Source organism: Streptomyces sp. NBC_01803 (assembly GCF_035917415.1).
Lineage (GTDB): Bacteria > Actinomycetota > Actinomycetes > Streptomycetales > Streptomycetaceae > Streptomyces.
Genome location: NZ_CP109073.1, coordinates 5,443,765 through 5,469,762 on the forward strand (window position 1 = coordinate 5,443,765; position 25,998 = coordinate 5,469,762).

Here is a 25,998-nt window from a genome sequence, read left to right on the forward strand (position 1 = left end):
CCCCTCGGGGAATTCCCACCCTTCGCAACGGGCCCCGCGTCACCGGATCCCGGGCGTGGCTACGATGGGGCCTCCGGCCGTCTGACCACGCGGCCCCTCTGTGACCTTTGGACAAGGACATGCTCAACAAGTACGCGCGTGCCTTCTTCACGCGTGTCCTCACTCCCTTCGCCGCCCTGCTGCTCAGGCTGCGGGTGAGCCCGGACGCGGTGACGCTGATCGGCACCGCGGGGGTGATGGCGGGAGCACTGGCCTTCTACCCCCGCGGTGAGTTCTTCTGGGGCACCGTCGTCATCACCCTCTTCGTCTTCTCCGACCTCGTCGACGGCAACATGGCCCGCCAGCTCGGCCGTTCCAGCCGCTGGGGCGCGTTCCTCGACTCCACCCTCGACCGCGTGGCCGACGCGGCGATCTTCACCGGCATCGCGCTGTGGTACGCGGGCGGCGGCGACAACCAGCTGCTCTGCGCCGTGACGCTGTTCTGCCTCGCCAGCGGCCAGGTCGTGTCGTACACCAAGGCCAGAGGCGAGAGCATCGGGCTGCCGGTGGCCGTCAACGGCCTGGTGGAGCGTGCCGAACGGCTCGTGATCACCCTGGTCTGCGGCGGAATCGCGGGCTGGGAGCGGACGTTCGACGTGCCGCGCATCGGCGTGCTGCTGCCCACCGCGCTGTGGGTGGTGGCCGTCGGCAGCGCGATCACGCTCATCCAGCGGGTCGTCACCGTGCGCCGGGAGTCCGCCGAAGCGGACGCGGCGGCCCCGCGCGAGCAGCAGCAGGGAAGCGGCCAGACATGAGAGAGCGGCTCGCCGACGGGCTGTACGGACTCGGCTGGACCGCCGTCAAACGCCTTCCCGAACCGGCCGCGAACGCCCTCGGCCGCCGTGCCGCGGACGTCGCCTGGCGCCGACGTGGCGACGGCGTGCGCCGACTGGAGGCCAACCTGGCCCGGGTCGTCCCCGACGCCGGCGAGGAGCGGCTGCGCGAGCTGTCCCGCGCGGGCATGCGCAGCTATCTGCGGTACTGGATCGAGTCCTTCCGGCTGCCGGTCTGGAGCCCCGAGCGGATCAGGGCGTCCTACGCCGGCGAGGACATGCGCCACCTCACCGAGGGACTGGCCCGCGGGCGCGGCGTCATCCTCGCCCTGCCGCACATGGGCAACTGGGACCTGGCGGGAGCCTGGCTGGTCACCGCGCTGAACACCCCCTTCGTCACGGTCGCCGAGCGGCTGCGGCCCGAGAGCCTCTACGACCGCTTCGTCGCCTATCGCGAGGGACTCGGCATGGAGGTGCTGCCGCACACCGGCGGCTCGTTCGGCACGCTCGCCCGGCGGCTGCGGGCCGGCGGCCTGGTGGCCCTGATCGCCGACCGCGACCTGTCCGCCTCGGGCGTGGAGGTCTCGTTCTTCGGCGAGACGGCGCGGATGCCCGCCGGACCTGCCATGCTGGCCCAGCAGACGGGCGCGCTGCTGCTGCCCGCCGCCCTGTGGTTCGACGACACCCCGGTGATGAGGGGCCGCGTCCACCCGCCGGTCCCGGTGCCGGAGACCGGCACCCGCGCGGAACGGACGGCGGCCATGACCCAGGCCCTGGCCGACACCTTCGCCGCCGAGATCACCGCGCACCCGCAGGACTGGCACATGCTGCAGCGGCTGTGGACCGCCGACACCGCGCCGGTCCGGACAGCGCCCGAAGGGAGGCGGCCGTCATGAGGATCGGCATCGTCTGCCCGTACTCCTGGGACGTCCCCGGCGGCGTGCAGTTCCACATCCGGGACCTGGCCGAGCACCTGATCCGGCTCGGGCACGGCGTCTCGGTCCTCGCCCCCGCCGACGACGACACCCCGTTGCCGCCCTACGTCGTGTCCGCCGGCCGCGCCGTGCCGGTGCCCTACAACGGCTCGGTCGCCCGCCTCAACTTCGGCTTCCTCTCCGCCGCCCGCGTCCGGCGCTGGGTGCACGACGGCGACTTCCAGGTGCTGCACATCCACGAGCCGGCCGCGCCCTCCCTCGCCCTGCTGACGTGCTGGGCGGCGCGCGGGCCCATCGTCGCCACGTTCCACACCTCCAACCCCCGCTCCCGCGCGATGATCGCCGCCTACCCGATCCTCCAGCCCGCGCTGGAGAAGATCAGCGCCCGCATCGCCGTCAGCGAGTACGCCCGCCGCACCCTGGTCGAGCACCTCGGCGGCGACGCCGTGGTCATCCCCAACGGCGTGGACGTCGGCTTCTTCGCCGACGCCGGGCCCAAGGCCGAGTGGCAGGGCGGCACCATCGGGTTCATCGGCCGGATCGACGAGCCCCGCAAGGGCCTTCCGGTTCTCATGCGCGCACTGCCGAAGATCCTCGCCGCCCGCCCGGACACCCGGCTGCTGGTCGCCGGGCGCGGCGACGAGAAGGAGGCCGTGGCCGGGCTGCCGCGTCCGCTGCGGGACCGGGTCGAGTTCCTGGGCATGGTCAGCGACGAGGACAAGGCGCGGCTGCTGCGCAGCGTCGACCTGTACGTCGCGCCCAACACCGGCGGCGAGAGCTTCGGCATCATTCTGGTCGAGGCCATGTCGGCCGGCGCCCCCGTGCTCGCCAGCGATCTCGACGCCTTCGCCCAGGTGCTCGACGGGGGAGGGGCCGGCGAGCTGTTCCGCAATGAGGACGCCGACGCCCTCGCCCGATCCGCCGTGCGGCTGCTGGGCGACCCCGGACGGCTGGCCGAGCTGCGCGAGCGCGGCAGCGCCCACGTGCGCCGGTTCGACTGGTCCACGGTGGGCGCCGACATCCTCGCCGTCTACGAGACGGTCACCGCCGGCGCCGAGGCCGTGGCGCCCGACGACCGGGTCGGGCTGCTCGGCCGGCTCGGCTTCGCCCGCGACTGACGGTCGGCCCGGCCCGGCCCCGGGAACCCGGGCGCCGGGGACCAGCGCCGCGGCCCGGTAGGGTGACCGGGCGTGACCACAGTGATCTGGATCGCCGCCGCCCTGGTCCTCTTCGGCCTTTATCTCAGCTGGACCGCCGGTCGGCTGGACCGGCTGCACGCGCGGATCGACGCGGCCAGGGCGGCGTTGGACGCCCAGCTCCTGCGCCGCGCCTCCATCGCCCAGGAGCTGGCCACCGCCGGGGTCTTCGACCCGGCCGCCTCGATGGTCCTCTACCAGGCGGCGCACGCCGCCCGGCTGGCTCGGGACGAGCAGCGCGAGGTCGCCGAGAGCGAGCTGAGCCAGGCCCTGCGCGCCGTCTTCGCGGAGCGGGCCCAGGTCAGGGCGGTGTGCGACGCCCCCGGCGGCGAGGCCAGCGCCGAGGAGCTGGTCGCGGCCGTACGCCGGGTGCCGATGGCGCGGCGCTTCCACAACGACGCGGTCCGCGCCGCCCGCGCCGTGCGCAGGCACCGCATGGTCCGCTGGTTCCGGCTGGCCGGACACGCGCCGTTCCCGCTCGCCTTCGAGATGGACGACGAGCCGCCCGCCTCGCTGAACGACTACGCCGTACAAGGCGAAGGACCGGGCCACTGAACGACGATTGGCCCTTTCCGGCCGGGCCACCGTGCGGTGTCATCGAGGCGGTGGCATCCGTTCGTGCGCTCCGCCACTCGTGGTCCGCTTTCGAACGGCTCTACGATGGTTCCCGTTGAACCATTGTTCTCCTTATGTCGTGAGTTCCGCGCTTTCCGTCGAGTGAGGTCGAATCCGTGTCCAGCACGTCCCCCAGTACCACCCAGGCCCCGGAGACCGGCACCGCGCGCGTCAAGCGCGGCATGGCCGAGCAGCTCAAGAACGGCGTGATCATGGACGTCGTCACGCCCGAGCAGGCCAAGATCGCCGAGGACGCGGGCGCCGTCGCCGTCATGGCGCTGGAGCGGGTCCCGGCCGACATCCGCAAGGACGGCGGGGTGGCCCGGATGTCCGACCCGGACATGATCGACGGCATCATCGAGGCCGTCTCCATCCCCGTGATGGCCAAGTCCCGCATCGGCCACCTGGTCGAGGCGCAGGTCCTCCAGGCGCTCGGCGTGGACTACATCGACGAGTCCGAGGTCCTCACCCCGGCCGACGAGGTCAACCACACCGACAAGTGGGCCTTCACCACGCCGTTCGTCTGCGGCGCCACCAACCTGGGCGAGGCCCTGCGCCGCATCGCCGAGGGCGCGGCGATGATCCGCTCCAAGGGCGAGGCCGGCACCGGCAACGTCGTGGAGGCCGTGCGCCACATGCGGCAGATCAAGAACGAGATCTCCCGCCTGCGGGGCCTGGACAACAACGAGCTGTTCGGCGCCGCCAAGGAGCTGCGGGCCCCCTACGAGCTGGTCAAGGAGGTCGCCGAGCTGGGCAAGCTGCCGGTCGTGCTGTTCTCCGCCGGCGGCGTGGCCACCCCGGCCGACGCGGCGCTGATGCGGCAGCTCGGCGCCGAGGGCGTGTTCGTCGGCTCCGGCATCTTCAAGTCCGGCGACCCGGCCAAGCGCGCCGCCGCGATCGTGAAGGCCACCACCTTCTACGACGACCCCAAGATCATCGCCGACGTCTCGCGCGGCCTGGGCGAGGCCATGGTCGGCATCAACATCGACACTCTGCCCGAGGGCGAGCGCTACGCCTCTCGCGGCTGGTGAGTGAGCGAGGCACGGCGCGCGTGAGTTCCCCTGTCATCGGTGTCCTCGCCCTCCAGGGCGACGTCCGGGAGCACCTCGCCGCGCTGGACGCGGTCGGCGCGCGGACCGCGTCCGTGCGCCGGCCCGAGGAGCTGGCGGCGGTCGACGGCCTGGTCATCCCCGGCGGCGAGTCCACCACCATGTCCAAGCTGGCGGCCGTCTTCGGCCTGCTGGAGCCGCTGCGCGAGCGGGTGCGGAGCGGCATGCCCGCGTACGGCTCCTGCGCCGGGATGATCATGCTCGCCGACAAGATCCTGGACCCGCGCGCGGGTCAGGAGACCATCGGCGGCATCGACATGATCATCCGGCGCAACGCCTTCGGGCGGCAGAACGAGTCCTTCGAGGCGGCGGTTCGGGTCGCCGGCGTCGACGGCGACCCGGTCGAGGGTGTCTTCATCCGGGCGCCCTGGGTCGAGTCCCTCGGCCCGCGCGCGGAGTCGATCGCGGAGTACGACGGGCACAGCGTCGCCGTCCGCCAGGACCGCCTGCTGGCCACCGCGTTCCACCCCGAGCTGACCGGCGACCACCGGGTGCACGCCCTGTTCGCCGAGATGGTGCGCACGGCGGGGTAGGCGGCGGCCGGTAGGATCACGGCGTCGGGTTTGAAGTCGGTGACATCGAAGGAGCAGCGCTGTGTCCGGCCACTCCAAGTGGGCAACCACCAAGCACAAGAAGGCCGTGATCGATGCCAAGCGCGGCAAGCTGTTCGCGAAGCTGATCAAGAACATCGAGGTCGCGGCCCGGACCGGCGGCGCCGACCCGGACGGCAACCCCACGCTCTACGACGCCATCCAGAAGGCCAAGAAGAGCTCGGTGCCCAACACCAACATCGACCGGGCCGTCAAGCGCGGCGCGGGCCTTGAAGCCGGTGGTGCCGACTACCAGACGATCATGTACGAGGGCTACGGCCCCAACGGTGTCGCCGTGCTGATCGAGTGCCTGACGGACAACCGCAACCGGGCCGCCTCGGACGTGCGCGTCGCCATGACCCGCAACGGCGGCTCCATGGCCGACCCCGGCTCCGTGTCGTACCTGTTCCACCGGAAGGGCGTCGTCCTCGTTCCCAAGGGCGGACTGGCCGAGGACGACGTGCTGGGCGCGGTGCTGGACGCCGGTGCCGAGGAGGTCAACGACCTGGGCGAGTCGTACGAGGTGATCAGCGAGGCGGGCGACCTGGTGGCGGTGCGGACCGCGCTCCAGGAGGCCGGTATCGACTACGACTCGGCGGAGGCGGGCTTCCTGCCGACCATGCAGGTCGAGCTGGACGAGGACGGCGCCCGGAAGATCTTCCGTCTGATCGACGCGCTGGAGGACAGCGACGACGTGCAGAACGTCTTCGCGAACTTCGACGTCCCGGACGACGTCATGGCGAAGGTCGACGCCTAGCCCTTCCCGGCCGGGCCTTCCCCGCCTGGGGGCTCTCGTCCCATCGGGTGAGGGCGGCGGGGGTGGATTGTCGGTGGGGGCCGGTAGCCTGCCAGCGGAGTTGATCTGTCGTGGCGAGTGAGGGGGAGTGCCGGTGCGCGTGCTGGGCGTGGATCCCGGGCTCACCCGCTGTGGGGTCGGCGTCGTGGAGGGTGCCGCCGGGCGGCCGTTGCGGATGGCCGCCGTCGGTGTCGTGCGGACGCCCGCCGCCGCCGAGACCGCCGACCGCCTCGTGCTGATCGAGCGCGGCATCGAGGAGTGGCTCGACGCGCACCAGCCGGAGGCGGTCGCCGTCGAGCGCGTCTTCAGCCAGCACAACGTCCGCACCGTCATGGGCACCGCCCAGGCCAGCGCCGTGGCCATGCTGTGCGCCGCCCGGCGCGGGCTGCCGGTCGCGCTGCACACGCCGAGCGAGGTCAAGGCCGCCGTCACCGGCAGCGGCCGGGCCGACAAGGCGCAGGTCGGAGCCATGGTCACCCGCCTGCTGCGGCTCGACGCGCCGCCCCGGCCCGCCGACGCGGCCGACGCGCTCGCCCTGGCCATCTGTCATATCTGGCGCGCCCCCGCCCAGGACCGTCTCCGGCGGGCGCGCGCGGCGGCGCGGTCCGGCCCCGCCGCACCCCGCTCGAAGGGCACCATTCCGTCATGATCGCCTTCGTCTCCGGGCTGGTCGCCGCCCTGGCCCCCGACCGCGCCGTGGTCGAGGTCGGCGGCGTCGGGATCGCCGTCCAGTGCACGCCGGGCACCCTGGCGGAGCTGCGCCTGGGGCAGCCCGCCCGGCTCGCCACCTCACTGGTCGTCCGCGAGGACTCCCTCACCCTCTACGGCTTCGCGGACGACGACGAGCGCCAGGTCTTCGAGCTGCTCCAGACCGCGAGCGGCGTCGGGCCGCGCCTGGCGCAGGCCATGCTCGCCGCGCACAGCCCGGACGCCCTGCGCCTCGCCGTGGCCACCGGCGACGAGAAGGCGCTCATGGCGGTGTCCGGCATCGGTAAGAAGGGCGCCCAGAAGCTGCTTCTGGAGCTGCGGGACCGGCTCGGCGCGCCGGTCGGCACGGGCGCGCCCGCCGCCCGGGCCATGGCGGGTGCGGTGGGCGCGGCGGGCGCGCCCGACTGGCGCGAGCAGGTGCACACCGCGCTGGTCGGCCTCGGCTACGCGCCCCGCGAGGCCGAGCAGGCGATCGCCGCCGTCGCCCCGCCGGACGGCACCGCCCGGGCCGACGGCGCCGAGCCCTCCGTCGGCCGGCTGCTGCGCGCCGCCCTCCAGACCCTGAACCGCGCCAGGTGAGCGTCGCGCGCCGCCGCGCCCGGCCCGGGCGGCCTGTCCATCCACCGACGCGAGGAGGCGAACGACCATGAGCTGGGACGAGGACGTGCCCGTCGACCCCGAGCGGCTGGTCGGCGCCGCCGCCGACGGTGAGGATCTCGCCGTCGAGGCCGCGCTGCGGCCCAAGGACCTGGGGGAGTTCATCGGCCAGACCCGGGTCCGCGAGCAGCTCGACCTGGTGCTGCGCGCCGCGCGCGCCCGGGGGGCGACCGCCGACCACGTGCTGCTCTCCGGCGCCCCGGGGCTGGGCAAGACCACCCTGTCCATGATCGTCGCGGCCGAGATGGGCGCCCCGATCCGCATCACCTCGGGACCGGCCATCCAGCACGCCGGCGACCTCGCCGCGATCCTGTCCTCCCTCGCCGAGGGAGAGGTGCTCTTCCTCGACGAGATCCACCGCATGTCGCGGCCCGCTGAGGAGATGCTCTACATGGCGATGGAGGACTTCCGGGTCGACGTGGTCGTCGGCAAGGGGCCCGGCGCCACCGCGATCCCACTGGAGCTGCCGCCGTTCACCCTGGTCGGCGCGACCACCCGGGCCGGGCTGCTGCCGCCGCCGCTGCGCGACCGGTTCGGCTTCACCGGGCACATGGAGTTCTACGCGCCCGCCGAGCTGGAGCGGGTCGTCCACCGCTCCGCCCGGTTGCTGAACGTGGAGGTGACCCCGGAGGGCGCGGCGGAGATCGCCGGCCGCTCCCGTGGCACCCCGCGCATCGCCAACCGGCTGCTGCGCCGCGTGCGGGACTACGCCCAGGTCCGGGCGGACGGCCTGGTCGACAAGGAGGCGGCGACCCGGGCCCTGGCCGTGTACGAGGTGGACGACCGGGGCCTGGACCGGCTGGACCGCGCGGTGCTGCACGCGCTGCTGCATCTCTTCGGCGGCGGCCCGGTGGGCCTGTCGACGCTCGCCGTCGCCGTGGGGGAGGAGCGGGAGACCGTCGAGGAGGTCGCCGAGCCGTTCCTCGTCAGGGAGGGCCTGCTGGCCAGGACCCCGCGCGGTCGCGTCGCCACCCCGGCCGCCTGGCACCATCTCGGTCTGGAGCCGCCGCGCCCCACGTCCGGCGGCGGACAAGAGGGGTTGTTCGGGACGTGACGGCGGTGATAGCGGCGGTATTTCCCGGTGCGGAACTCCGATAGCATCCTGGACGTTGTTCCCCCGGCGCAGCCTCGCTTAGACTCCGCCGATGCCGCCCGACCCTCAGGGCGGCATGCCACCCGGATACGGGCCGCACTCAGCGGCCGAACACAAGGACATTCCTCCATCGTGGATATCGCGCTTCTGCTCCCATTCATTCTGCTCATCGGTGTCATGCTGCTGATGACTCGATCTGCCAAAAACCGGCAGCGCCAGGCCATGGAGATGCGCGACCAGATGGAGCCGGGGACCGGTGTCCGGACCATCGGGGGCATGTACGCCGAGGTCAAGGAGGTCCGCGACGACACCGTGCTGCTGGAGATCTCCCCCGGCGTGCACGCGCTCTTCGCGAAGAACGCCATCGGCGCCGTGCTGGACGCCGAGGAATACGAGCGGATCATCAGCGGTGAGTCCGCCTTCGCGGACGACGACAGCCCCGTGGTGCCGGACGACGCCTCCTCGCTGACCGGGGACGCCACCGACACCGGGAAGACCGACGGCGACGGCCGGGTGGAGCTGGGCAAGTCCGAGGACGGCGACGAGGCGGACACCCGCGACGCCGGGGACGACGGCGAGAACGGGTCCAAGTCCTGACCGTGACGGCACGGCCGTCCGTCAGCCATTCCGCGTAAGCCGCGCGGCGATCGTTCGGTCGCGGGCCGCTGGACAGAGAGAAGACGAGAAGGTGGCGACACCGAAGAAGGACCTCAGGTCCTCACAGAAGAGGGGTGTCAGGTCCGGGGGAGCCCAGGGCCACCCCGGGCGGGCGCTCGCGCTGATCCTGCTGGCCATCGCGGCCCTGGTCGGAGGCATGTTCGTCTCCGGCCACACCAAGCCCCGGCTGGGCATCGACCTCGCCGGCGGGACGAGCATCACGCTCGAAGCCGTCGCCGACGAGGGTGAAGAGGACGCGATCAACTCGACGAACCTCAACACCGCCGTCAACATCATCGAGCGGCGCGTCAACGGCCTCGGTGTCTCCGAGGCCGAGGTCCAGACCCAGGGCGACCGGAACATCATCGTCAACATCCCCAAGGGGTCCGACGAGCAGCAGGCCCGGGAGCAGGTCGGCACCACCGCCGAGCTGGGCTTCCGGCCGGTGCTCTCCGCCGCCGCCGGTCAGCCGCTCCCCGAGGAGGAGGACACCGGGGAGCCGACCGAGGAGCCCACGGACGAGCCGACCGACGAGCCGACCGAGGAGCCCACGGACGAGGGGACCGGTACCGAGGACCAGGGCCTGCCCGCTCCGGGTACCGCCGACGGCTCGGCCACCACCGCCGGCTACGCCTCCTACCGCGCCGCCGACGACGACACGGACGAGACGGCCGACGAGTCCGAGAACGACGCCGCCGCCCAGGAGGCGGCCGAGATCCAGGCCCAGCTCGACGCGCTCGACTGCACCACCGAGGAGGCCCGCCTGGCGGCGAGCCGGGCGGCGGCGCAGGCCAAGGACGAGGACACCGTGGTGGCCTGTGACTCCGACGGCACCGCCAAGTACATCCTCGGCCCGGTCGCCGTTCCCGGCACGGATGTCAGCGGCGCCGACGCGGTGTTCGACACCCAGCGCGGCCAGGGCTGGATCGTGCAGATGGAGTTCGACGGCTCCGGCGCCGAGAAGTTCGCCGACGTGACCGCCGAGCTGGCCGAGCAGGTCCAGCCGCAGAACCAGTTCGCCATCGTGCTCGACGGCGAGGTCGTCTCCGCCCCCTCGGTCTCCGAGCGGCTCGGTGGCGGAAGCGCCGAGATCTCCGGCAGCTTCAACCAGGAGTCGGCCGAGGACCTGGCCAACATCCTCAAGTACGGCGCGCTGCCGCTGAGCTTCGACGAGGCCAGCGTCTCCACCGTCTCCGCCACGCTCGGCGGCGAGCAGCTCCAGGCCGGCCTCATCGCCGGCGGTATCGGTCTCGCCCTGGTCGTGGCCTACATGCTGATGTACTACCGGGGACTGTCGCTGATCGCGATCGCCAGCCTCGTCGTCTCCAGCATCCTCACCTACACGATCATGGCGCTGCTCGGCCCGACGATCGGTTTCGCGCTGAACCTGCCGGCCGTCTGCGGCGCGATCGTGGCCATCGGTATCACGGCCGACTCGTTCATCGTCTACTTCGAACGGATCAGGGACGAGGTCCGGGAGGGACGCACCCTCCGCCCGGCCGTGGAGCGGGCCTGGCCGCGCGCCCGGCGCACCATCCTGGTCTCGGACTTCGTGTCCTTCCTGGCCGCCGCCGTGCTGTTCGTGGTGACCGTCGGCAAGGTGCAGGGCTTCGCCTTCACGCTCGGCCTCACCACGGCCCTGGACGTGGTGGTCGTCTTCCTGTTCACCAAGCCGCTGATGACCCTGCTGGCCCGCAGGCGGTTCTTCTCCAGCGGGCACTCCTGGTCCGGCCTCGACCCCGCGCGGCTGGGTGCCAAGCCACTGCTGCGCGGTCGCCGTCCCGTTCCCGCTTCCGTTCCCAGCGACCCGAAGGAGGCGTGAGATGTCACGGCTCGGCGATCTCGGTGCCCGGTTGTACCGCGGAGAGGTCGGCGTCGACTTCGTCCGCAGGCGGAAGATCTGGTACTGCGTCTCGATCCTGATCACCATCCTCGCCTTCGCCGGTCTCGCCGTGCGCGGTCTGCACATGGGCGTCGAGTTCGAGGGCGGCGCGGTCTTCACCACCCCGGCGACGGAGGTGTCCGTGGAGGAGGCGCGTGAGGTGGCCGAGGAGGTCTCGGGCAGCCAGGCGCTGGTCCAGACGCTCGGCGACGACGGCGAGATGCGGATCCAGGTCAGCGGTCTGGACACGGACCAGTCCAACGCCACCCGGGAGGCCCTGGCCGAGGAGCTCGGTATCGCCACCGAGGACCTCAACGCCGAGGTGATCGGCCCCAGCTGGGGTGACCAGATCGCCGACAAGGCGTGGCGCGGCCTGGTGATCTTCCTCGTGCTCGTGGTGATCTACCTGGCCATCGCCTTCGAGTGGCGGATGGCCCTGGCGGCCCTCATCGCCCTGGTCCACGACATCACGATCACCGTCGGCGTCTACGCCGTCGTCGGCTTCGAGGTCACGCCCGGCACGGTGATCGGTCTGCTGACGATCCTCGGCTACTCGCTCTACGACACGGTCGTGGTCTTCGACGGTCTCAAGGAGCAGACCAGGGAGTTCACCCGGCAGACCCGCCACACCTACTCCGAGCTGGCCAACCGCAGCCTCAACGGCACGCTGGTGCGGTCGATCAACACCTCGGTGGTGGCCCTGCTGCCCGTCGGCGCGCTGCTGTTCATCGGCGGCGGTCTGCTGGGCGGCGGCATGCTCAACGACATCGCGCTGTCGCTGTTCGTCGGACTCACCGCCGGCGCGTACTCCTCGATCATGATCGCCACCCCGCTCGTCGCGGACCTCAAGTCCCGCGAGCCGGCGATCAAGGCCCAGGACCGGAAGGTGCTCGCCAAGCGGGCCAAGCGTGACGACGAGGACGAGTCCGCCGCGCCGGAGGACGGGCCGCTGGAGGACGACGGTCCGTACGACGAGGAGCCGCTCGGCCAGGGGTCCGGCACGCCGGTCGCCGCCGTCCGGGGCGCGGTGGGCCCGCGTGCGCCCCGCCGCCAGCCGCCGTCCCGCGGCCGGGGCCGGGGCCGTCCCTCGGGGAAGCGGCGGTGACGGCCGTGGTCCCGGCGTCGCACGAGCCGGGTGAGCTGGCGGATCTGCTGCTCAGCCGGATCCGGGATGTCGTGGACTACCCCAAGCCGGGCATCGTCTTCAAGGACATCACCCCGCTGCTGGCCGACCCGGTGGCGTTCACCGCGCTCACCGACGCGCTGGCCGCGTTCGCCCTGGCGCACGGTGCCACCAAGATCGCGGGCCTGGAGGCGCGCGGCTTCATCCTCGCCGCCCCCGTCGCCGTCCGGGCGGGCCTCGGCTTCGTGCCGGTCCGCAAGGCGGGCAAGCTCCCGGGCGCCACGCTCTCCCAGGTGTACGACCTGGAGTACGGCAGCGCGGAGATGGAGATCCACGCCGAGGACCTGTCCGGCGAGGACCGGGTGCTCGTCGTGGACGACGTGCTGGCCACCGGCGGCACCGCCGAGGCGTCCCTGCGCCTGATCGAGCGCTCGGGGGCGCGCGTGGCGGGGCTCGCCGTGCTGATGGAGCTCGGATTTCTCGCAGGGCGCGAACGAGTGCTCCCCGCGCTGGGCGATGCCCCCTACCAGGCCCTCATCACCGTCTGATCCCTTCCGCTCACACACCAGGGCGCCCGCCGTCAAGCGGGCGCCCTGGTCTGTGCGCCGATTGAGCGGGAGTGACGCGCCAGGGCTCGTTACCATGGCAGTCCGATCGTTTCCCGGCCGGACTCTCCTCGGGCCGCACCAGGGCCCGGAGGACCGCTCCCTCTCCTGTTCCGCCCATGGACGGGAGAGGGCCCGAGAAGGAGTGCCCTTGCCAGACGACGCCAAGCCGCTCGCGTCAGCGCAGCGGAAGAGTGCCAAGCCGTCGACCGCCCTGAGCTGGCGGGACGGCGTGGACCCGCGTACCCCGACGCCGGCGGCCCCGCAGCCCGCGCCCGCCGTCTCCGGGGTCTCCGGCCGTTCCGGCTCCTCCAACCGTGTGCGGGCCCGGCTCGCCCGGCTCGGCGTCCAGCGCTCCAGCGCGTACAACCCGGTCCTCGAACCCATGCTGCGGGTGGTCCGCGCCAACGATCCGAAGGCCGACACCGCCGCGCTGCGGCAGATCGAGCGCGCCTACCAGGTGGCCGAGCGCTGGCACCGCGGCCAGAAGCGCAAGAGCGGCGACCCGTACATCACGCACCCGCTCGCCGTGACCACGATCCTGGCCGAGCTGGGTATGGACGCCGCCACGCTGATGGCCGGGCTGCTGCACGACACGGTCGAGGACACCGAGTACGGCCTCGACACCCTCCGCCGGGACTTCGGCGACCAGGTCGCCCAGCTCGTGGACGGCGTCACCAAGCTGGACAAGGTCAAGTTCGGCGAGGCGGCCCAGGCCGAGACCGTCCGCAAGATGGTGGTCGCCATGGCCAAGGACCCCCGGGTCCTGGTCATCAAGCTCGCGGACCGCCTGCACAACATGCGGACCATGCGGTTCCTGAAGCGGGAGAAGCAGGAGCAGAAGGCCCGCGAGACCCTGGAGATCTACGCCCCGCTGGCCCACCGGCTGGGCATGAACACCATCAAGTGGGAGCTGGAGGACCTGGCCTTCGCCATCCTCTACCCGAAGATGTACGACGAGATCGTGCGCCTGGTCGCGGAGCGCGCCCCCAAGCGGGACGAGTACCTGGCGACCGTCATCGACGAGGTGCAGTCCGACCTGCGCGGCGCCCGGATCAAGGCCGCGGTCACCGGCCGGCCCAAGCACTACTACAGCGTCTACCAGAAGATGATCGTGCGGGGCCGCGACTTCGCCGAGATCTACGACCTGGTGGGCATCCGGCTCCTGGTCGACACCGTCCGTGACTGCTACGCGGCGCTCGGCACCGTGCACGCCCGGTGGAACCCGGTGCCCGGGCGGTTCAAGGACTACATCGCGATGCCCAAGTTCAACATGTACCAGTCGCTGCACACGACGGTGATAGGGCCCGGCGGGAAGCCCGTCGAGCTGCAGATCCGCACCTTCGACATGCACCGGCGCGCCGAGTTCGGCATCGCGGCGCACTGGAAGTACAAGCAGCAGGCGGTCGCCGGCACCTCCAAGGTCCGCTCGGACGCGCCGAAGAAGGGCGGCGGCAGCACCGTCGACGACATGGCGTGGCTGCGGCAGCTCCTGGACTGGCAGAAGGAGACGGAGGACCCCGGGGAGTTCCTGGAGTCGCTGCGCTTCGACCTCTCCCGCAACGAGGTCTTCGTCTTCACGCCCAAGGGCGACGTGATCGCGCTGCCGGCCGGTGCCACCCCCGTGGACTTCGCGTACGCGGTGCACACGGAGGTCGGCCACCGGACCATAGGGGCCAAGGTCAACGGCCGCCTGGTGCCGCTGGAGTCGACCCTCGACAACGGCGACACCGTGGAGATCTTCACCTCCAAGGCCGACGGCGCCGGCCCGTCCCGCGACTGGCTCGGCTTCGTCAAGTCGCCGCGTGCCCGCAACAAGATCCGCGGCTGGTTCTCCAAGGAGCGCCGCGACGAGGCCATCGAGCAGGGCAAGGACTCCATCGCCCGCGCGGTGCGCAAGCAGAACCTGCCCATCCAGCACGTGCTGAGCGGCGACTCCCTCGTCACTCTGGCGCACGAGATGCGCTATCCGGACATCTCCTCGTTCTACGCCGCCATCGGCGAGGGCCACGTCTCGGCGCAGAGCGTCGTGCAGAAGCTGGTCCAGGCGGTCGGCGGCGAGGAGGCGGCCAACGAGGACATCGCGGAGGGCGCGCCGCCCGTCCCGGTGCGCGGCAAGCGACGGGCCCACATGGACCCGGGCGTGGTCGTCAAGGGCGTGGACGACGTGTGGGTCAAGGTCGCCCGCTGCTGCACCCCGGTGCCCGGCGACCCGATCATCGGCTTCGTCACCCGGGGTAACGGTGTCTCGGTGCACCGCGCCGACTGCGTCAACGTGGACTCCCTCACCCAGGAGCCGGGCCGCATCCTGGAGGTCGAGTGGGCGCCCACCCAGTCCTCCGTCTTCCTGGTCGCCATCCAGGTCGAGGCGCTGGACCGGTCCCGGCTGCTCTCGGACGTCACGCGGGTGCTGTCCGACCAGCACGTCAACATCCTGTCCGCCGCCGTGCAGACGTCCCGCGACCGGGTGGCCATCTCCCGGTTCACGTTCGAGATGGGCGACCCCAAGCACCTGGGCCACGTCCTGAAGGCGGTACGCGGCGTCGAGGGCGTCTACGACGTCTACCGGGTGACGTCCTCACCGCGCCGGCCCTGAGAGCCCGGACACGACACGACGACGGCGGGGGCGAGGCACGGTGTGTGCCCCGCCCCCCGCCGCCGTCACGGGGGCCGACGGATCAGCCGCCGAACTCCTGGAGCCCCTTGAGCGCCTGGTCGAGCAGGGCCTGCCGGCCGGCCAGCTCCTGCTCCAGCTTGTCGGCCTTCGCCGTGTTGCCCTGGGCGCGCGCCCGCTCCGCCTGCTCGCGCAGCCGGTCCACGGCGTCCTGGAGCTGGCCGGTCAGCCCGGCCGCCCGGGCCCGCGCCTCCGGGTTGGTCCGCCGCCACTCGGTCTCCTCCGCCTCCGCGATGGCCCGCTCGACGACGGCCATCCGGCCCTCGATCGCCGGCCTGGCGTCGCGCGGCACGTGCCCGATGGCTTCCCAGCGCTCACCGATCGACCGCAGCGCCGCCCGGGCCGACTTCAGGTCGGTGATCGGCAGCAGCTTCTCGGCCTCGGCCGCGAGCAGCTCCTTGCGGGCCAGGTTGTCGCGCTGCTCGGCGTCCCGCTCCGCGAACGCCTCGCTGCGGGCCTGGAAGAAGACGTCCTGTGCCGCCCGGAACCGGGTCCACAGGCCCTCCTCCACGTCCCGGTGGGCCCGGCCCGCCGCCTTCCAGTCCTGCATCAGGTCGCGGTAGCGCGCGGCGGTCGTCACCCAGTCCGTCGAGTCCGACAGCGCCTCCGCCTCGGCGATCAGCTTCTCCTTGCGGCGCCGGGTCTCCTCGCGCTGCGAGTCCAGGGCGGCGAAGTGCGACTTGCGGCGCTTGGAGAAGGCGGAGCGCGCCTGGGAGAAACGGTGCCACAGCTCGTCATCGGCCTTGCGGTCCAGCCGGGGCAGGCCCTTCCAGATGTCGACCAGCGCCCGCAGCCGTTCGCCGGCCGTGCGCCACTGCTCGCTCGCCGCCAGCTCCTCGGCCTCCGCGACCAGCGTCTCCTTGGCGGACCTGGCCTCCTCGTTCTGCCGGGCGCGGGCCGCCTTCCGCTCCTCGCGGCGGGCGTCCACCACCGCGACCAGCTCGTCCAGACGCCGGCCGAGGGCCGCCAGGTCGCCGACCGCGTGTCCCTCGGTCACCTGCTCGCGCAGGTGACCGAGGGCGGCCATGGCGTCCTTGGCCGCCAGGTCCGTCGTGCGCACCCGGCGCTCCAGCAGGTCGATCTCGACGACCAGACCCTCGTACTTGCGCTCGAAATAGGCGAGCGCCTCCTCGGGGGAACCCGCCTGCCAGCTGCCGACGGCCTTCTCGCCGTCCGCCGTCCGTACGTACACGGTCCCTGTCTCATCGACGCGACCCCACGGCTCGCTGCTCACAGCGCCTCCTCGTTCGATGCGCGCGACAGGGCGTGACGCCCCCGGCACCGCACACAGTTCTCGTCCGGGTCCACCGGCTTGTTCTCTCCCCGCCTGACCGGCGTGGCACCCTGCACAACGCCAACATAGGCGACAGGCCGCCCGGCTGTCCGCACCTTGCCGGGCGGAAATTACGGGTGGGGCGGGCGCCGCCTACGGATTCACCGGTTCCACCGTGGCCTCCTCGATGACGACCGTGGCGTAGGGCGCGGTGTTGCCGGTCGTCGGGTCGGCCGGGGCCGCGCCCGTCTCCGCGATCAGCTCCAGCACGTCGAGCCCGGCCGTCACCTTCCCGAACGGTGTGTAATCCGGCGGGAGCGGACTGTCCTGGTAGACCAGGAAGAACTGGCTGCCGCCGGTGTCCCGGCCGGCGTCGGCGGAGGCGTCGTACTGGTTGGCCATGGCCACGGTGCCCGCCGGGTAGACGCCGCCCTCCAGGGCCGGGTCGTCCAGGTTCTCGTCCGGGATGGTGTACCCCGGGCCGCCCTGCCCGGTGCCCTGCGGGTCCCCGCACTGGAGCACGTGGATGCCCTCGGTCACCAGCCGGTGGCAGGGGGAGTGGTCGAAGAAGCCCTCACCGGCCAGGAACGCGAACGAGTTCACCGTGTGTGGGGCCGCCTCGGTGTCCATCGTGATCTCGATCTCGCCACAGGTGGTCGCGAGCCGCAGGACGTGGTCGACGGAGGTGTCCACCGACATCTCCGGCTCGGCGTCCCACTGCGCGGTCGATGGATCGCCCGCCGCCGGCTCGTCGCACGGGTCCTCCGGGGCGCTCGGCTCCTCGGTGGGCTCGCCGTCCGCCGCCTCGTCGGACGTCCCGTCGTCCCCGGTGAGCATCACGAAGGCGGTCACGCCGCCCGCGATCAGCACCACCAGGAGGACGGAGAGCAGCACGCGGAGCCGTCGGCCCTTCCGTGCCCGGTCGAACCGGCGTGCCTGCTGCCGATCCCACTTCGCCCGCGCGAGCTGCTTGCGCCGCTGATCCTTGCTGACCACCGCGCTCTCCCCTTGTCGTCTCGTCGTCTCGTGGCGTCACCGTATACGGGTTCGCACCCGCCGCACCGCCGCCGGTAGGCTCTGAGCCGGCAGCCCGCCCACGACGACGACCGAAGGACGACCGTGCTGATCGCTGGCTTCCCCGCCGGGGCCTGGGGGACCAACTGCTATCTGGTCGCGCCCGCCGCCGGCGAGGAATGCGTGATCATCGATCCCGGCCACCGGGCGGCGCCCGGAGTGGCCGAGACGATCGCCAAGCACCGGCTGAAGCCGGTGGCGGTCATTGTCACCCATGGCCACATCGACCACGTCGCCTCGGTCGTCCCCGTCTGCGGCGCCCACGACGTGCCCGCCTGGATCCACCCGGCGGACCGGTACATGCTCAGCGACCCCGGCAAGGCGCTGGGCATGCGCATCGGCCAGCCGCTGCTGGGCGAGCTGACCGTGGGCGAGCCCGACGACCTGCGGGAGCTGACCGACGGGGCCGAGCTGACGCTCGCCGGGCTGTCGCTCACCGTGGCGCACGCCCCGGGCCATACCCAGGGGTCGGTGACCTTCCGGCTGCCCGACCAGGCCGACATCCCGCCGGTCCTGTTCTCGGGCGACCTGCTCTTCGCCGGCTCCATCGGACGCACCGATCTCCCCGGCGGTGACCACGCCGAGATCCTGCGGTCGCTGGCGCGTGTCTGCCTGCCGCTCGATGACTCGACCGTGGTGCTGTCCGGGCACGGCCCGCAGACCACCATCGGCCGCGAGCGCGTCGGCAACCCGTATCTCCGGGAGCTGGCCGCCGGCCCGGGAGCCGCCGACGCGGCGGCCCCGCGACCAGGATTGTGAACCTTTCTCCGTGAGCACCTTTTCCGCCCCCAAGGGCACGTACGACCTGATCCCCCCGGACTCCGCCGCCGTCCTCGCGGTGCGCGAGGCGCTCGCCGCCCCGGTGCGCCGCGCCGGATACGGCTATGCGGAGACGCCCGGCTTCGAGCACGTCGAGCTCTTCTCCCGCGGTGTCGGCGAGTCCACCGACATCGTGACCAAGGAGATGTACACGCTCACCACCAAGGGCGGCACCCGTCTCGCGCTGCGCCCCGAGGGCACCGCCTCCGTGCTGCGCGCCGCCCTCCAGTCGAGCCTGCACCGCGCGGGCAACCTGCCGGTGAAGCTGTGGTATTCGGGCACCTACTACCGGTACGAGCGCCCGCAGGCCGGCCGTTACCGGCACTTCTCGCAGGTCGGTGCCGAGGCCATCGGCACCGAGGACCCGGCCCTGGACGCCGAGCTGGTCATCCTGGCCGCCGACGCCTACCGGTCGCTCGGCCTGCGGAACGTGCGCCTGCTGCTGAACTCGCTGGGCGACCGTGAGTGCCGCCCCGCCTACCGGGCCGCGCTCCAGTCGTTCCTGCGGGGCCTGGATCTGGACGAGGAGACCCGCGGGCGGATCGAGATCAACCCGCTGCGGGTGCTGGACGACAAGCGGGAGGGCGTGCGGCGGCAGCTCACCGGCGCGCCCCTGATGCGCGACCACCTGTGCCAGGCGTGCAAGGAGTACCACGAGCGGGTGCGGGAGCTGCTCACCGAGGCCGGGGTCGCCTTCACGGATGACGACCGGCTCGTGCGCGGGCTGGATTACTACACCCGCACTACGTTCGAGTTCGTCCACGACGGGCTCGGCTCGCAGTCCGCCGTCGGCGGCGGCGGGCGCTACGACGGCCTGTCCGAGATGATCGGCGGCCCGCCGCTGCCGTCCGTCGGCTGGGCGATCGGTGTGGACCGCACGGTGCTGGCGCTGCGCGCCGAGGGCATCGAGCTCGAACTCCCGTCGGCCACCGATGTGTTCGCCGTCCCGCTCGGCGAGGAGGCGCGGCGGGCGCTGTTCGCCGTGGTGACCGGGCTGCGGCGGGCCGGGGTGGCGGCGGACTTCGCGTACGGCGGGCGCGGCGTCAAGTCGGCGATGAAGTCGGCCAACCGCAGCGGCGCCCGGTTCGCCCTGGTGGCGGGCGATCGGGACCTGGCCGAGGGCGTCGTGCAGCTCAAGGACCTCGTCAGTGGCGAACAGGCGCCCGTCGCCCTGGAGTCGGTGGTGGACGAACTGCGTGGCCGGCTCGCCTGACGCCGGCCGGGGGGCCGTCCGCCGGACCGGCCGGCCCCGCGGCGGGTTGACAGTGCCGCTCCGTAGGCGTTGTGTCACTGAGGCACAATGAGGCCGTACCGGGACGGACGGAATGGACAGGCGGAGATGGTGACATCGGCGATGGACGTGGAGCGCACCGACGGGCCGGCGCGCGGCGGGGACGAACGGCCGGGCGTCGGCGCCGGACGCGCCTTCGCGCTGACGCTGGTGATCACCGGCCTCGCCGGGGTGCTGGCCTCCTGGGTCATCATCCTGGACAAGTTCCACCTGCTGGAGGACCCGGACTTCACCCCCGCCTGCAGCCTCAACCCCGTCGTCTCCTGCGGCAGCATCATGGAGAGCGACCAGGCGGAGGTGTTCGGCTTCCCCAACCCGATGCTCGGCATGGTCACGTACGGCATGGTGATCGCCATCGGCATGGGCCTGCTGGCCGGCGCGCGCTACCGGCGCTGGTTCTGGCTCGGCCTGCAGGCCGGCACGCTCTTCGGCGTCGCGTTCTGCACCTGGCTCCAGTACCAGTCGCTGTACGAGATCAACGCCCTGTGCCTGTGGTGCTGTCTGGCCTGGGCGGCCACGATCGTCATGTTCTGGTACACGACGCTGCACACCGTGCGGCACGGCTTCCTGCCCGCGCCGGCGGGAGTGCGCTCCGCGCTGGAGGAGTTCCACTGGCTGATCCCGGCGGTGCACATCGCCGTCATCGGCATGCTGATCCTCACGCGCTGGTGGGACTTCTGGACGAGCTGACCGGCGCGGGCGGCGCTGTCGGTGCCGTGGCTTAGGGTCGGTGACGTGGAGCCCGAGGACTTGTTCACCGCCGCGGCCGAGGAGCGCGCGGAGAAGGATCTCACCGCCAGGCCGCTGGCCGTGCGGATGCGCCCGCGCACCCTGGACGACGTCGTGGGGCAGCGGCATCTGTTGCGCCCGGGATCGCCGTTGCGCCGCCTGGTCGGCGAGGGCGGTGGGGGGCCGGCCGGGCCGTCGTCGGTGATCCTGTGGGGTCCCCCCGGCACCGGCAAGACCACGCTGGCGTATGTGGTCAGCCAGGCCACGGAGAAGCGGTTCGTGGAGCTGTCGGCCATCACCGCCGGGGTGAAGGAGGTGCGGGCCGTCATCGACGGCGCGCGCCGCTCCTCCGGCGCGTACGGCAGGGACACGGTCCTCTTCCTGGACGAGATCCACCGCTTCAGCAAGGCCCAGCAGGACTCCCTGCTCCCCGCCGTGGAGAACCGGTGGGTGACCCTGATCGCGGCCACCACGGAGAATCCGCACTTCTCGGTGATCTCGCCGCTGATGTCGCGTTCCCTGCTGCTCACCCTGGAGTCGCTGACCGAGGACGACCTGCGCGGACTGCTGCGCCGGGCGGTGGCGGACGAGCGGGGGCTGGGCGGCGCCGTCTCGCTGGCGGCGGACGCCGAGGAGCATCTGCTGCGGATCGCCGGCGGCGACGCGCGGCGGGCACTGACCGCGCTGGAGGCGGGCGCGGGCGCGGCCCTCGCCAAGGGCGAGGAGGAGATCGCCCTCGCCACGCTGGAGGAGGCGGTGGACCGCGCGGCGGTGCGGTACGACCGGGACGGCGATCAGCACTACGACGTGGCCAGCGCGCTGATCAAGTCGATCCGGGGCTCGGACGTGGACGCCGCGCTGCACTATCTGGCCCGCATGATCGAGGCGGGGGAGGACCCCCGGTTCATCGCCAGACGGCTGATGATCTCCGCCAGCGAGGATATCGGCATGGCCGACCCGACCGCGCTGCCCACGGCGGTGGCGGCGGCCCAGGCGGTGGCGCTCATCGGCTTCCCCGAGGCGGCCATCACCCTCGGGCACGCCACGATCGCGCTCGCGCTCGCCCCGAAGTCGAACGCCGCGGTGGTCGCCATCGGCGAGGCCCAGGCGGACGTCAGAGCCGGGCTGGCCGGCCCGGTGCCCGCGCATCTGCGCGACAGTCACTACCAGGGCGCCAAGCGGCTGGGCCACGGCGCGGGTTATCAGTATCCGCACGACGTGCCCGGCGGCATCGCGGCCCAGCGGTACGCGCCGGACGCGGTGCACGGCAAGCGGTACTACCGGCCGACGCGGCACGGCGCGGAGGCCCGGTTCGGGGAGATTCTCGACCGGGTCCGCCGCCGCCTGACCGGCTCCGGGGAGCCGCGCGAGGAATCCTGAAGCGAGGCGCCCGCCGGGCTCAGTCGGCCGCCGCGGCCTCGAAGAGCCATCGCAGGGCGTGCCGGAGCCGGCTGATGTCCCGGACGGGCTCGGGGAATTCGAAGCGCGCGTCGAAGCACGCGCTCCCCGCCCGGAAGCGCACCCGCAGGCCGAACCGGTCGAGCCCGAGCGGGGTGACCGCCTCCCAGGCCGCGCAGCCGGCGCCCCGGTCGCCCAGCAGCGCGCACAGCGAGCGGAGTTCGGGTCCGTGCGCGGCGGCCATGTGCTGGAGCAGTTCGGCCTCGTGGCGGGCCAGCGGATCGGGCTCGGCGTCGGCCAGCTCGTCCGGCTCCACGTATGCGGCGCCCCACAGATCGTCGGTGTACGCCTCGCCCACCTCCAGGCGCAGCAGCGTCCAGTCGGGCCCCGGGACGGGGCCGCCGGGATGGCGTTCGGTGAGGAGCCGGATGCCGGCGGCCCACGCCTCGCCCGTCACCGGGGTGAGCCAGCCGGCCACCCAGCCGCGCCCGCGGATCCGGTAGGGCACCGCGACGGGGGCGACGTCCGTGATCTCCATCACGGCCGTCACGTCGTCGTCCTGCGCGTGCGCCACGGCGCGCGCGGCCGGAGACCGGGACGGGATCAGCACCAGCACGTCGCCCGAGGGCATGACCGCGCGCGACTCGGGGACGGTATGCCCGAGTTCATTGGTTTTGCCCTTCCCTGCGTCGCTTCCCGGGGGTGCCCCCAGTCCCGGAATGGCGAGCGCGGCGGAGGCGTTGGACTCCAGGAGTGTGCGCACGCGCTCGGCCGCCGTCGGCTGCCGGGTGTCGTCGCCGGGGCGCGGCTGGCCCCCTTCCCGGTGTTCCTGGCTTCGGCGTCCGGCGCCGGGCGCGGGCTTCCCAGGTCGAATCATGCGCACTCCTCAGCTAAGGTAAGGCTCACCTAACTTACACGGAGGTCCGTTCAACGTGAACCAGTCGCGTCCCAAGGTCAAGAAGTCGCGTGCCCTGGGCATCGCGCTCACCCCGAAGGCCGTCAAGTACTTCGAGAGGCGCCCCTATCCGCCCGGCGAGCATGGGCGCGGCCGGAAGCAGAGCAGCGACTACAAGGTCCGACTGCTGGAGAAGCAGCGTCTGCGTGCCCAGTACGACATCAGCGAGCGGCAGATGGTCCGCGCCTACGAGCGCGCCCGCAAGGTGTCGGGCAAGACCGGCGAGGCGCTCATCATCGAGCTGGAGCGGCGGCTGGACGCCCTCGTGCTGCGCTCCGGCCTGGCCCGTACCATTTACCAGGCTCGCCAGATGGTCGTGCACGGCCACATCGCCGTCAACGACCGCAAGGTGGACAAGCCGTCCTTCCGCGTCAGCCCCGAGGACGTCGTGACCGTGCGCGAACGCAGCCGTGCCAAGCACCCGTTCCTGGTCGCCCGCGAGGGTGGCTACGCGGGCGAGGGCGAGACCCCGCGCTACCTCCAGGTCAACCTGGAGGCGCTGGCCTTCCGCCTTGACCGCGACCCGAACCGCGGCGAGGTCCCGGTGATCTGCGACGAACAGCTCGTCGTGGAGTTCTACGCCCGCTGACCGCCGGCCGACCGCTCCGGCTCCCCGCCCTCCCGGCGGGGAGCCGGCGGCAGGGCCGGCGGAGCGGGCTCCCGGCGCCCCGGCAGCTCCCTGGGCGCCTGGGCCCCGGCGTGCGCGCCGCTTTCCCCGGGCCGGCGGCGCAGCGCGCGGGCCACGGCCCGGTCGGTGCTCAGCTGTTCGCCCTCGTGGACGCACTCCCCGAACCGCGCCCCGCCCAGCCGCCGCAGCAGATGCTGCCGGCAGGCGACGTGCGGCGCGTTGAACGCCTTCGAACCGAAGAGCTGCATCCCCACCGACTCCCACAGCTTGCCCGCCGCGCCCTGCAGCACGGCCGCCTCCGCCGGGTCGCCCTCGGTGGCCGTGATCCCCGCCAGCAGCTCCAGGGCCAGCACCGTGCCCACCAGATCCCGGAAGGCGTAGTTCACCGGCAGGGACTCCTCCAGCAGAGCCCGCGCGGTGCCCGTGTCACCCCGGCTCCAGGCCGCGAAGGCCAGCACGTACAGCGAGTAGGTCCGCGCCCAGCGCTCACCGTGCTCGTCGGCCACCTCCCTGGCCTCCTCGCACAGCGCCACGGCCCCCGGCAGGTCGCCCTGGAAGGCGATGGCCATGGCCAGCTGGGCCTGGCACATCAGCACGTCGCTGTTGAGCTCCCCGGCCTCCTCGAAACGGTCCAGCGCCGCCCGCAGCAGCCGCTCGGCCCGCTGCGTCTCGTCCTGGATCAGCGCCAGGCAGCCGGTGCGGTGCAGGCTGTACGCGGCGGCCCGCGCGTTGCCCGTGCGCTCCGCGCTCTCCTGGCACTCGTGCAGCGCCCGCACCGCCGTCTCCGGGTCGCCCTGGAGCACCGCGACATAGCCCGCCACCCACAGCGCCTTCAGGCGCGTCTCCGCGTGGTCGGTGCGCAGTTCGAGCGCCCGGTCCAGCCAGATCCGGCCCTCGCTCAGCCGCCCGCAGCCGATCCAGCAGAACGCCATCGTGGCGGCCAGGTAGAGCCCGAGCCGCGCGTCCTCCGCGTCGCTCAGGGCGAAGTCGAGCGCGGCCCGCAGATTGGGCATCTCGTCGTCGATCCGCCGCGCCACCTGCGCCTGGCGTGGGCTGAACCACTCCAGCTCGCACCAGGTCACCAGCCCCGTGCACCAGTCCCGGTGCCGCCGCCGCAGCCGGTCCGTGTCGCCGGTCGCCGCCAGCCAGTCCGCGCCGTACGCCCGCAGTGTGTCGAGCATCCGGTACCGCACCCCGGACGCCGCGTCGTCGCGGCTCACCACCGACTGCGCGACCAACTCGGTGAGCACGTCGAGGACTTCCTCGGCCGGCAGATCGGGCCCCGAGCAGACGTACTCCGCGGCCTCCAGGTCGAAGTGCCCGGCGAAGACCGACAGCCGCGCCCACAGCAGCCGTTGCGCGGGCGTGCACAGCTCGTGGCTCCAGCCGATGGCCGTGCGCAGCGTCTGGTGGTGCGGCGGCGCGCCGCGGCTGCCGCCGATCAGGAGCCGGAACCGGTCGTCCAGCCGGTGCAGCGTCTGGTCCAGGGAGAGCGTGCGCAGCCGCCCCGCGGCCAGCTCCAGCGCCAGCGGGATGCCGTCGAGCCGGTGGCACAGGTCGGCGACGAGCCTGTGGTTCTTCTCGTCCAGCGTGAAGCCCGGCAGCACGGCGGCGGCCCGCTCGGCGAACAGCCAGGCGGCCTCGCTCAGCGGCGCCAGCGTGCTGGCCTCCCCGGAGCCGGGGGCCGGCGCGTCGAGCGGGGCCAGCGGGTAGAGCCGCTCACCCGCCACGCCGAGCGGGCAGCGCCCGGTGGCCAGCACCCGCAGTCCCGGCGCCGACCGCAGCAGCTCGTGCGCGAGCGCGGCCGACTGCTCCACCAGGTGCTCGAAGCCGTCCAGCACCAGCAGCAACCGCCGCTGCGCCAGCCGCTCGACGAGCACCACGCGCGGCGGGCGGCCGGTGTGGTCGGTGAGGCCGAGCGCCTCCACCACGGCGTGTTCCAGGAGTTCGGGGTCGCGGACGGTGGCCAGCTCCACCAGCCAGACCCCGTCGGAGAAGCGTTCCTGCGCCTGCCGGGCGGCCTGGATCGCGCAGCGCGACTTCCCAACGCCCCCCACGCCGGTCACCGTGACCAGCCGGGACGTCGTCAACTCCCGCATCAGCGCGGCCACCTCGGTGTGCCGGCCGATGAACCTGGTGAGCTCCGCGGGAAGGTTGCCCCGCCGGCACCCCATCCCCGGAGTCTCCCGAGCCGGAGGCTCGGAGCCCTGAAAGCCTCGCATGAGACACGCAGCGTACTCGGAGGTATGCAGAACGTACAATTGTGGGCCGCCGCCCTTGGCAGGGACGCCGGAATGCGGTACGAGCGCGGGCGCCGGGCGCGATAAGGTCGGGATCTGCCGCCGCACGCGGAACGGGCCGCCAGCCCAGGCGAGCGGC

Annotated in this window: 24 protein-coding genes; 20 read left to right on the forward strand and 4 right to left on the reverse strand. The window is 72.7% G+C overall.

Annotation, left to right across the window (positions count from 1 at the left end):
- The first annotated feature begins 119 nt into the window (after positions 1–119).
- The 15 genes from pgsA (at position 120) to OIE51_RS24970 (ending at position 15,374) form a co-directional block, all read left to right on the forward strand.
- Positions 120–794, forward strand: a complete 675-nt coding sequence (pgsA, locus tag OIE51_RS24900; protein ID WP_326600078.1) for a phosphatidylinositol phosphate synthase — start codon at positions 120–122, stop codon at positions 792–794.
- Positions 791–1,708, forward strand: a complete 918-nt coding sequence (locus tag OIE51_RS24905; protein ID WP_326600079.1) for a phosphatidylinositol mannoside acyltransferase — start codon at positions 791–793, stop codon at positions 1,706–1,708. Before pgsA ends, OIE51_RS24905 begins: the two co-directional genes overlap by 4 nt.
- A complete protein-coding gene (locus OIE51_RS24910) occupies positions 1,705–2,865 on the forward strand; it encodes a glycosyltransferase family 4 protein (RefSeq protein WP_326600080.1) in 1,161 nt (386 codons plus the stop codon). The genes OIE51_RS24905 and OIE51_RS24910 overlap by 4 nt, the downstream gene beginning before the upstream one ends.
- Positions 2,866–2,937: 72 nt before the next feature.
- Positions 2,938–3,498 (forward strand): hypothetical protein, encoded by a 561-nt coding sequence (locus OIE51_RS24915; RefSeq protein WP_326600081.1) that lies wholly within the window; start codon positions 2,938–2,940, stop codon positions 3,496–3,498.
- 176 nt (positions 3,499–3,674) lie between these two features.
- On the forward strand, positions 3,675–4,589 hold the full coding sequence (pdxS, locus tag OIE51_RS24920) for a pyridoxal 5'-phosphate synthase lyase subunit PdxS (RefSeq protein ID WP_326600083.1): 915 nt from the start codon (positions 3,675–3,677) through the stop codon (positions 4,587–4,589).
- A gap of 20 nt (positions 4,590–4,609) precedes the next feature.
- A complete protein-coding gene (gene pdxT / locus OIE51_RS24925; protein WP_326600084.1) occupies positions 4,610–5,200 on the forward strand; it encodes a pyridoxal 5'-phosphate synthase glutaminase subunit PdxT in 591 nt (196 codons plus the stop codon).
- A gap of 61 nt (positions 5,201–5,261) precedes the next feature.
- Positions 5,262–6,014 (forward strand): YebC/PmpR family DNA-binding transcriptional regulator, encoded by a 753-nt coding sequence (locus tag OIE51_RS24930; protein ID WP_326600085.1) that lies wholly within the window; start codon positions 5,262–5,264, stop codon positions 6,012–6,014.
- 133 nt (positions 6,015–6,147) lie between these two features.
- On the forward strand, positions 6,148–6,702 hold the full coding sequence (gene ruvC / locus OIE51_RS24935; RefSeq protein ID WP_326600086.1) for a crossover junction endodeoxyribonuclease RuvC: 555 nt from the start codon (positions 6,148–6,150) through the stop codon (positions 6,700–6,702).
- Positions 6,699–7,340 (forward strand): Holliday junction branch migration protein RuvA, encoded by a 642-nt coding sequence (gene ruvA / locus OIE51_RS24940; protein WP_326600087.1) that lies wholly within the window; start codon positions 6,699–6,701, stop codon positions 7,338–7,340. Before ruvC ends, ruvA begins: the two co-directional genes overlap by 4 nt.
- Before the next feature lie 67 nt (positions 7,341–7,407).
- Entirely contained in the window at positions 7,408–8,472 is a 1,065-nt protein-coding gene (ruvB, locus tag OIE51_RS24945; RefSeq protein WP_326600089.1) for a Holliday junction branch migration DNA helicase RuvB, read from the forward strand.
- A 171-nt stretch (positions 8,473–8,643) separates the two neighbouring features.
- Positions 8,644–9,108, forward strand: a complete 465-nt coding sequence (yajC, locus tag OIE51_RS24950) for a preprotein translocase subunit YajC (RefSeq protein ID WP_326600090.1) — start codon at positions 8,644–8,646, stop codon at positions 9,106–9,108.
- Between the two features lie 91 nt (positions 9,109–9,199).
- Entirely contained in the window at positions 9,200–10,990 is a 1,791-nt protein-coding gene (gene secD, locus OIE51_RS24955) for a protein translocase subunit SecD (protein ID WP_326600091.1), read from the forward strand.
- Position 10,991: 1 nt separating this feature from the next.
- Entirely contained in the window at positions 10,992–12,155 is a 1,164-nt protein-coding gene (secF, locus tag OIE51_RS24960) for a protein translocase subunit SecF (RefSeq protein ID WP_326600092.1), read from the forward strand.
- Positions 12,152–12,721: an adenine phosphoribosyltransferase gene (locus tag OIE51_RS24965; RefSeq protein WP_326600093.1), complete on the forward strand. Its 570-nt coding sequence runs from the start codon at positions 12,152–12,154 to the stop codon at positions 12,719–12,721. The genes secF and OIE51_RS24965 overlap by 4 nt, the downstream gene beginning before the upstream one ends.
- Positions 12,722–12,929: 208 nt before the next feature.
- On the forward strand, positions 12,930–15,374 hold the full coding sequence (locus tag OIE51_RS24970; protein WP_326600094.1) for a RelA/SpoT family protein: 2,445 nt from the start codon (positions 12,930–12,932) through the stop codon (positions 15,372–15,374).
- 82 nt (positions 15,375–15,456) lie between these two features.
- Here OIE51_RS24970 and OIE51_RS24975 read toward each other — a convergent pair whose 3' ends face one another.
- A complete protein-coding gene (locus OIE51_RS24975) occupies positions 15,457–16,686 on the reverse strand; it encodes a DUF349 domain-containing protein (RefSeq protein ID WP_326600095.1) in 1,230 nt (409 codons plus the stop codon).
- A gap of 192 nt (positions 16,687–16,878) precedes the next feature.
- Positions 16,879–17,721, reverse strand: coding sequence for a peptidylprolyl isomerase (locus OIE51_RS24980; RefSeq protein ID WP_326600096.1), 843 nt, complete (start codon positions 17,719–17,721; stop codon positions 16,879–16,881).
- Between the two features lie 123 nt (positions 17,722–17,844).
- Here OIE51_RS24980 and OIE51_RS24985 point away from each other — a divergent pair, with 123 nt between their 5' ends.
- The 4 genes from OIE51_RS24985 (at position 17,845) to OIE51_RS25000 (ending at position 22,018) form a co-directional block, all read left to right on the forward strand.
- Positions 17,845–18,558 (forward strand): MBL fold metallo-hydrolase, encoded by a 714-nt coding sequence (locus OIE51_RS24985; protein ID WP_326600097.1) that lies wholly within the window; start codon positions 17,845–17,847, stop codon positions 18,556–18,558.
- Between the two features lie 10 nt (positions 18,559–18,568).
- Positions 18,569–19,831: a histidine--tRNA ligase gene (hisS, locus tag OIE51_RS24990; RefSeq protein ID WP_326600098.1), complete on the forward strand. Its 1,263-nt coding sequence runs from the start codon at positions 18,569–18,571 to the stop codon at positions 19,829–19,831.
- 126 nt (positions 19,832–19,957) lie between these two features.
- A complete protein-coding gene (locus tag OIE51_RS24995) occupies positions 19,958–20,599 on the forward strand; it encodes a vitamin K epoxide reductase family protein (protein WP_326600100.1) in 642 nt (213 codons plus the stop codon).
- A 45-nt stretch (positions 20,600–20,644) separates the two neighbouring features.
- On the forward strand, positions 20,645–22,018 hold the full coding sequence (locus OIE51_RS25000) for a replication-associated recombination protein A (RefSeq protein ID WP_326600102.1): 1,374 nt from the start codon (positions 20,645–20,647) through the stop codon (positions 22,016–22,018).
- Between the two features lie 19 nt (positions 22,019–22,037).
- Here the strand turns inward: OIE51_RS25000 and OIE51_RS25005 are convergent, their stop codons facing one another.
- Positions 22,038–22,913 carry a DUF2470 domain-containing protein gene (locus OIE51_RS25005; RefSeq protein WP_326600103.1) on the reverse strand — a complete coding sequence of 292 codons (876 nt, stop codon included), beginning with the start codon at positions 22,911–22,913 and terminating at the stop codon, positions 22,038–22,040.
- Positions 22,914–22,968: 55 nt separating this feature from the next.
- Here OIE51_RS25005 and rpsD point away from each other — a divergent pair, with 55 nt between their 5' ends.
- Positions 22,969–23,580: a 30S ribosomal protein S4 gene (rpsD, locus tag OIE51_RS25010; protein ID WP_326600104.1), complete on the forward strand. Its 612-nt coding sequence runs from the start codon at positions 22,969–22,971 to the stop codon at positions 23,578–23,580.
- Here the strand turns inward: rpsD and OIE51_RS25015 are convergent.
- On the reverse strand, positions 23,568–25,793 hold the full coding sequence (locus tag OIE51_RS25015) for an ATP-binding protein (RefSeq protein ID WP_326600106.1): 2,226 nt from the start codon (positions 25,791–25,793) through the stop codon (positions 23,568–23,570). The genes rpsD and OIE51_RS25015 overlap by 13 nt on opposite strands.
- Between the last annotated feature and the right edge of the window lie 205 nt (positions 25,794–25,998).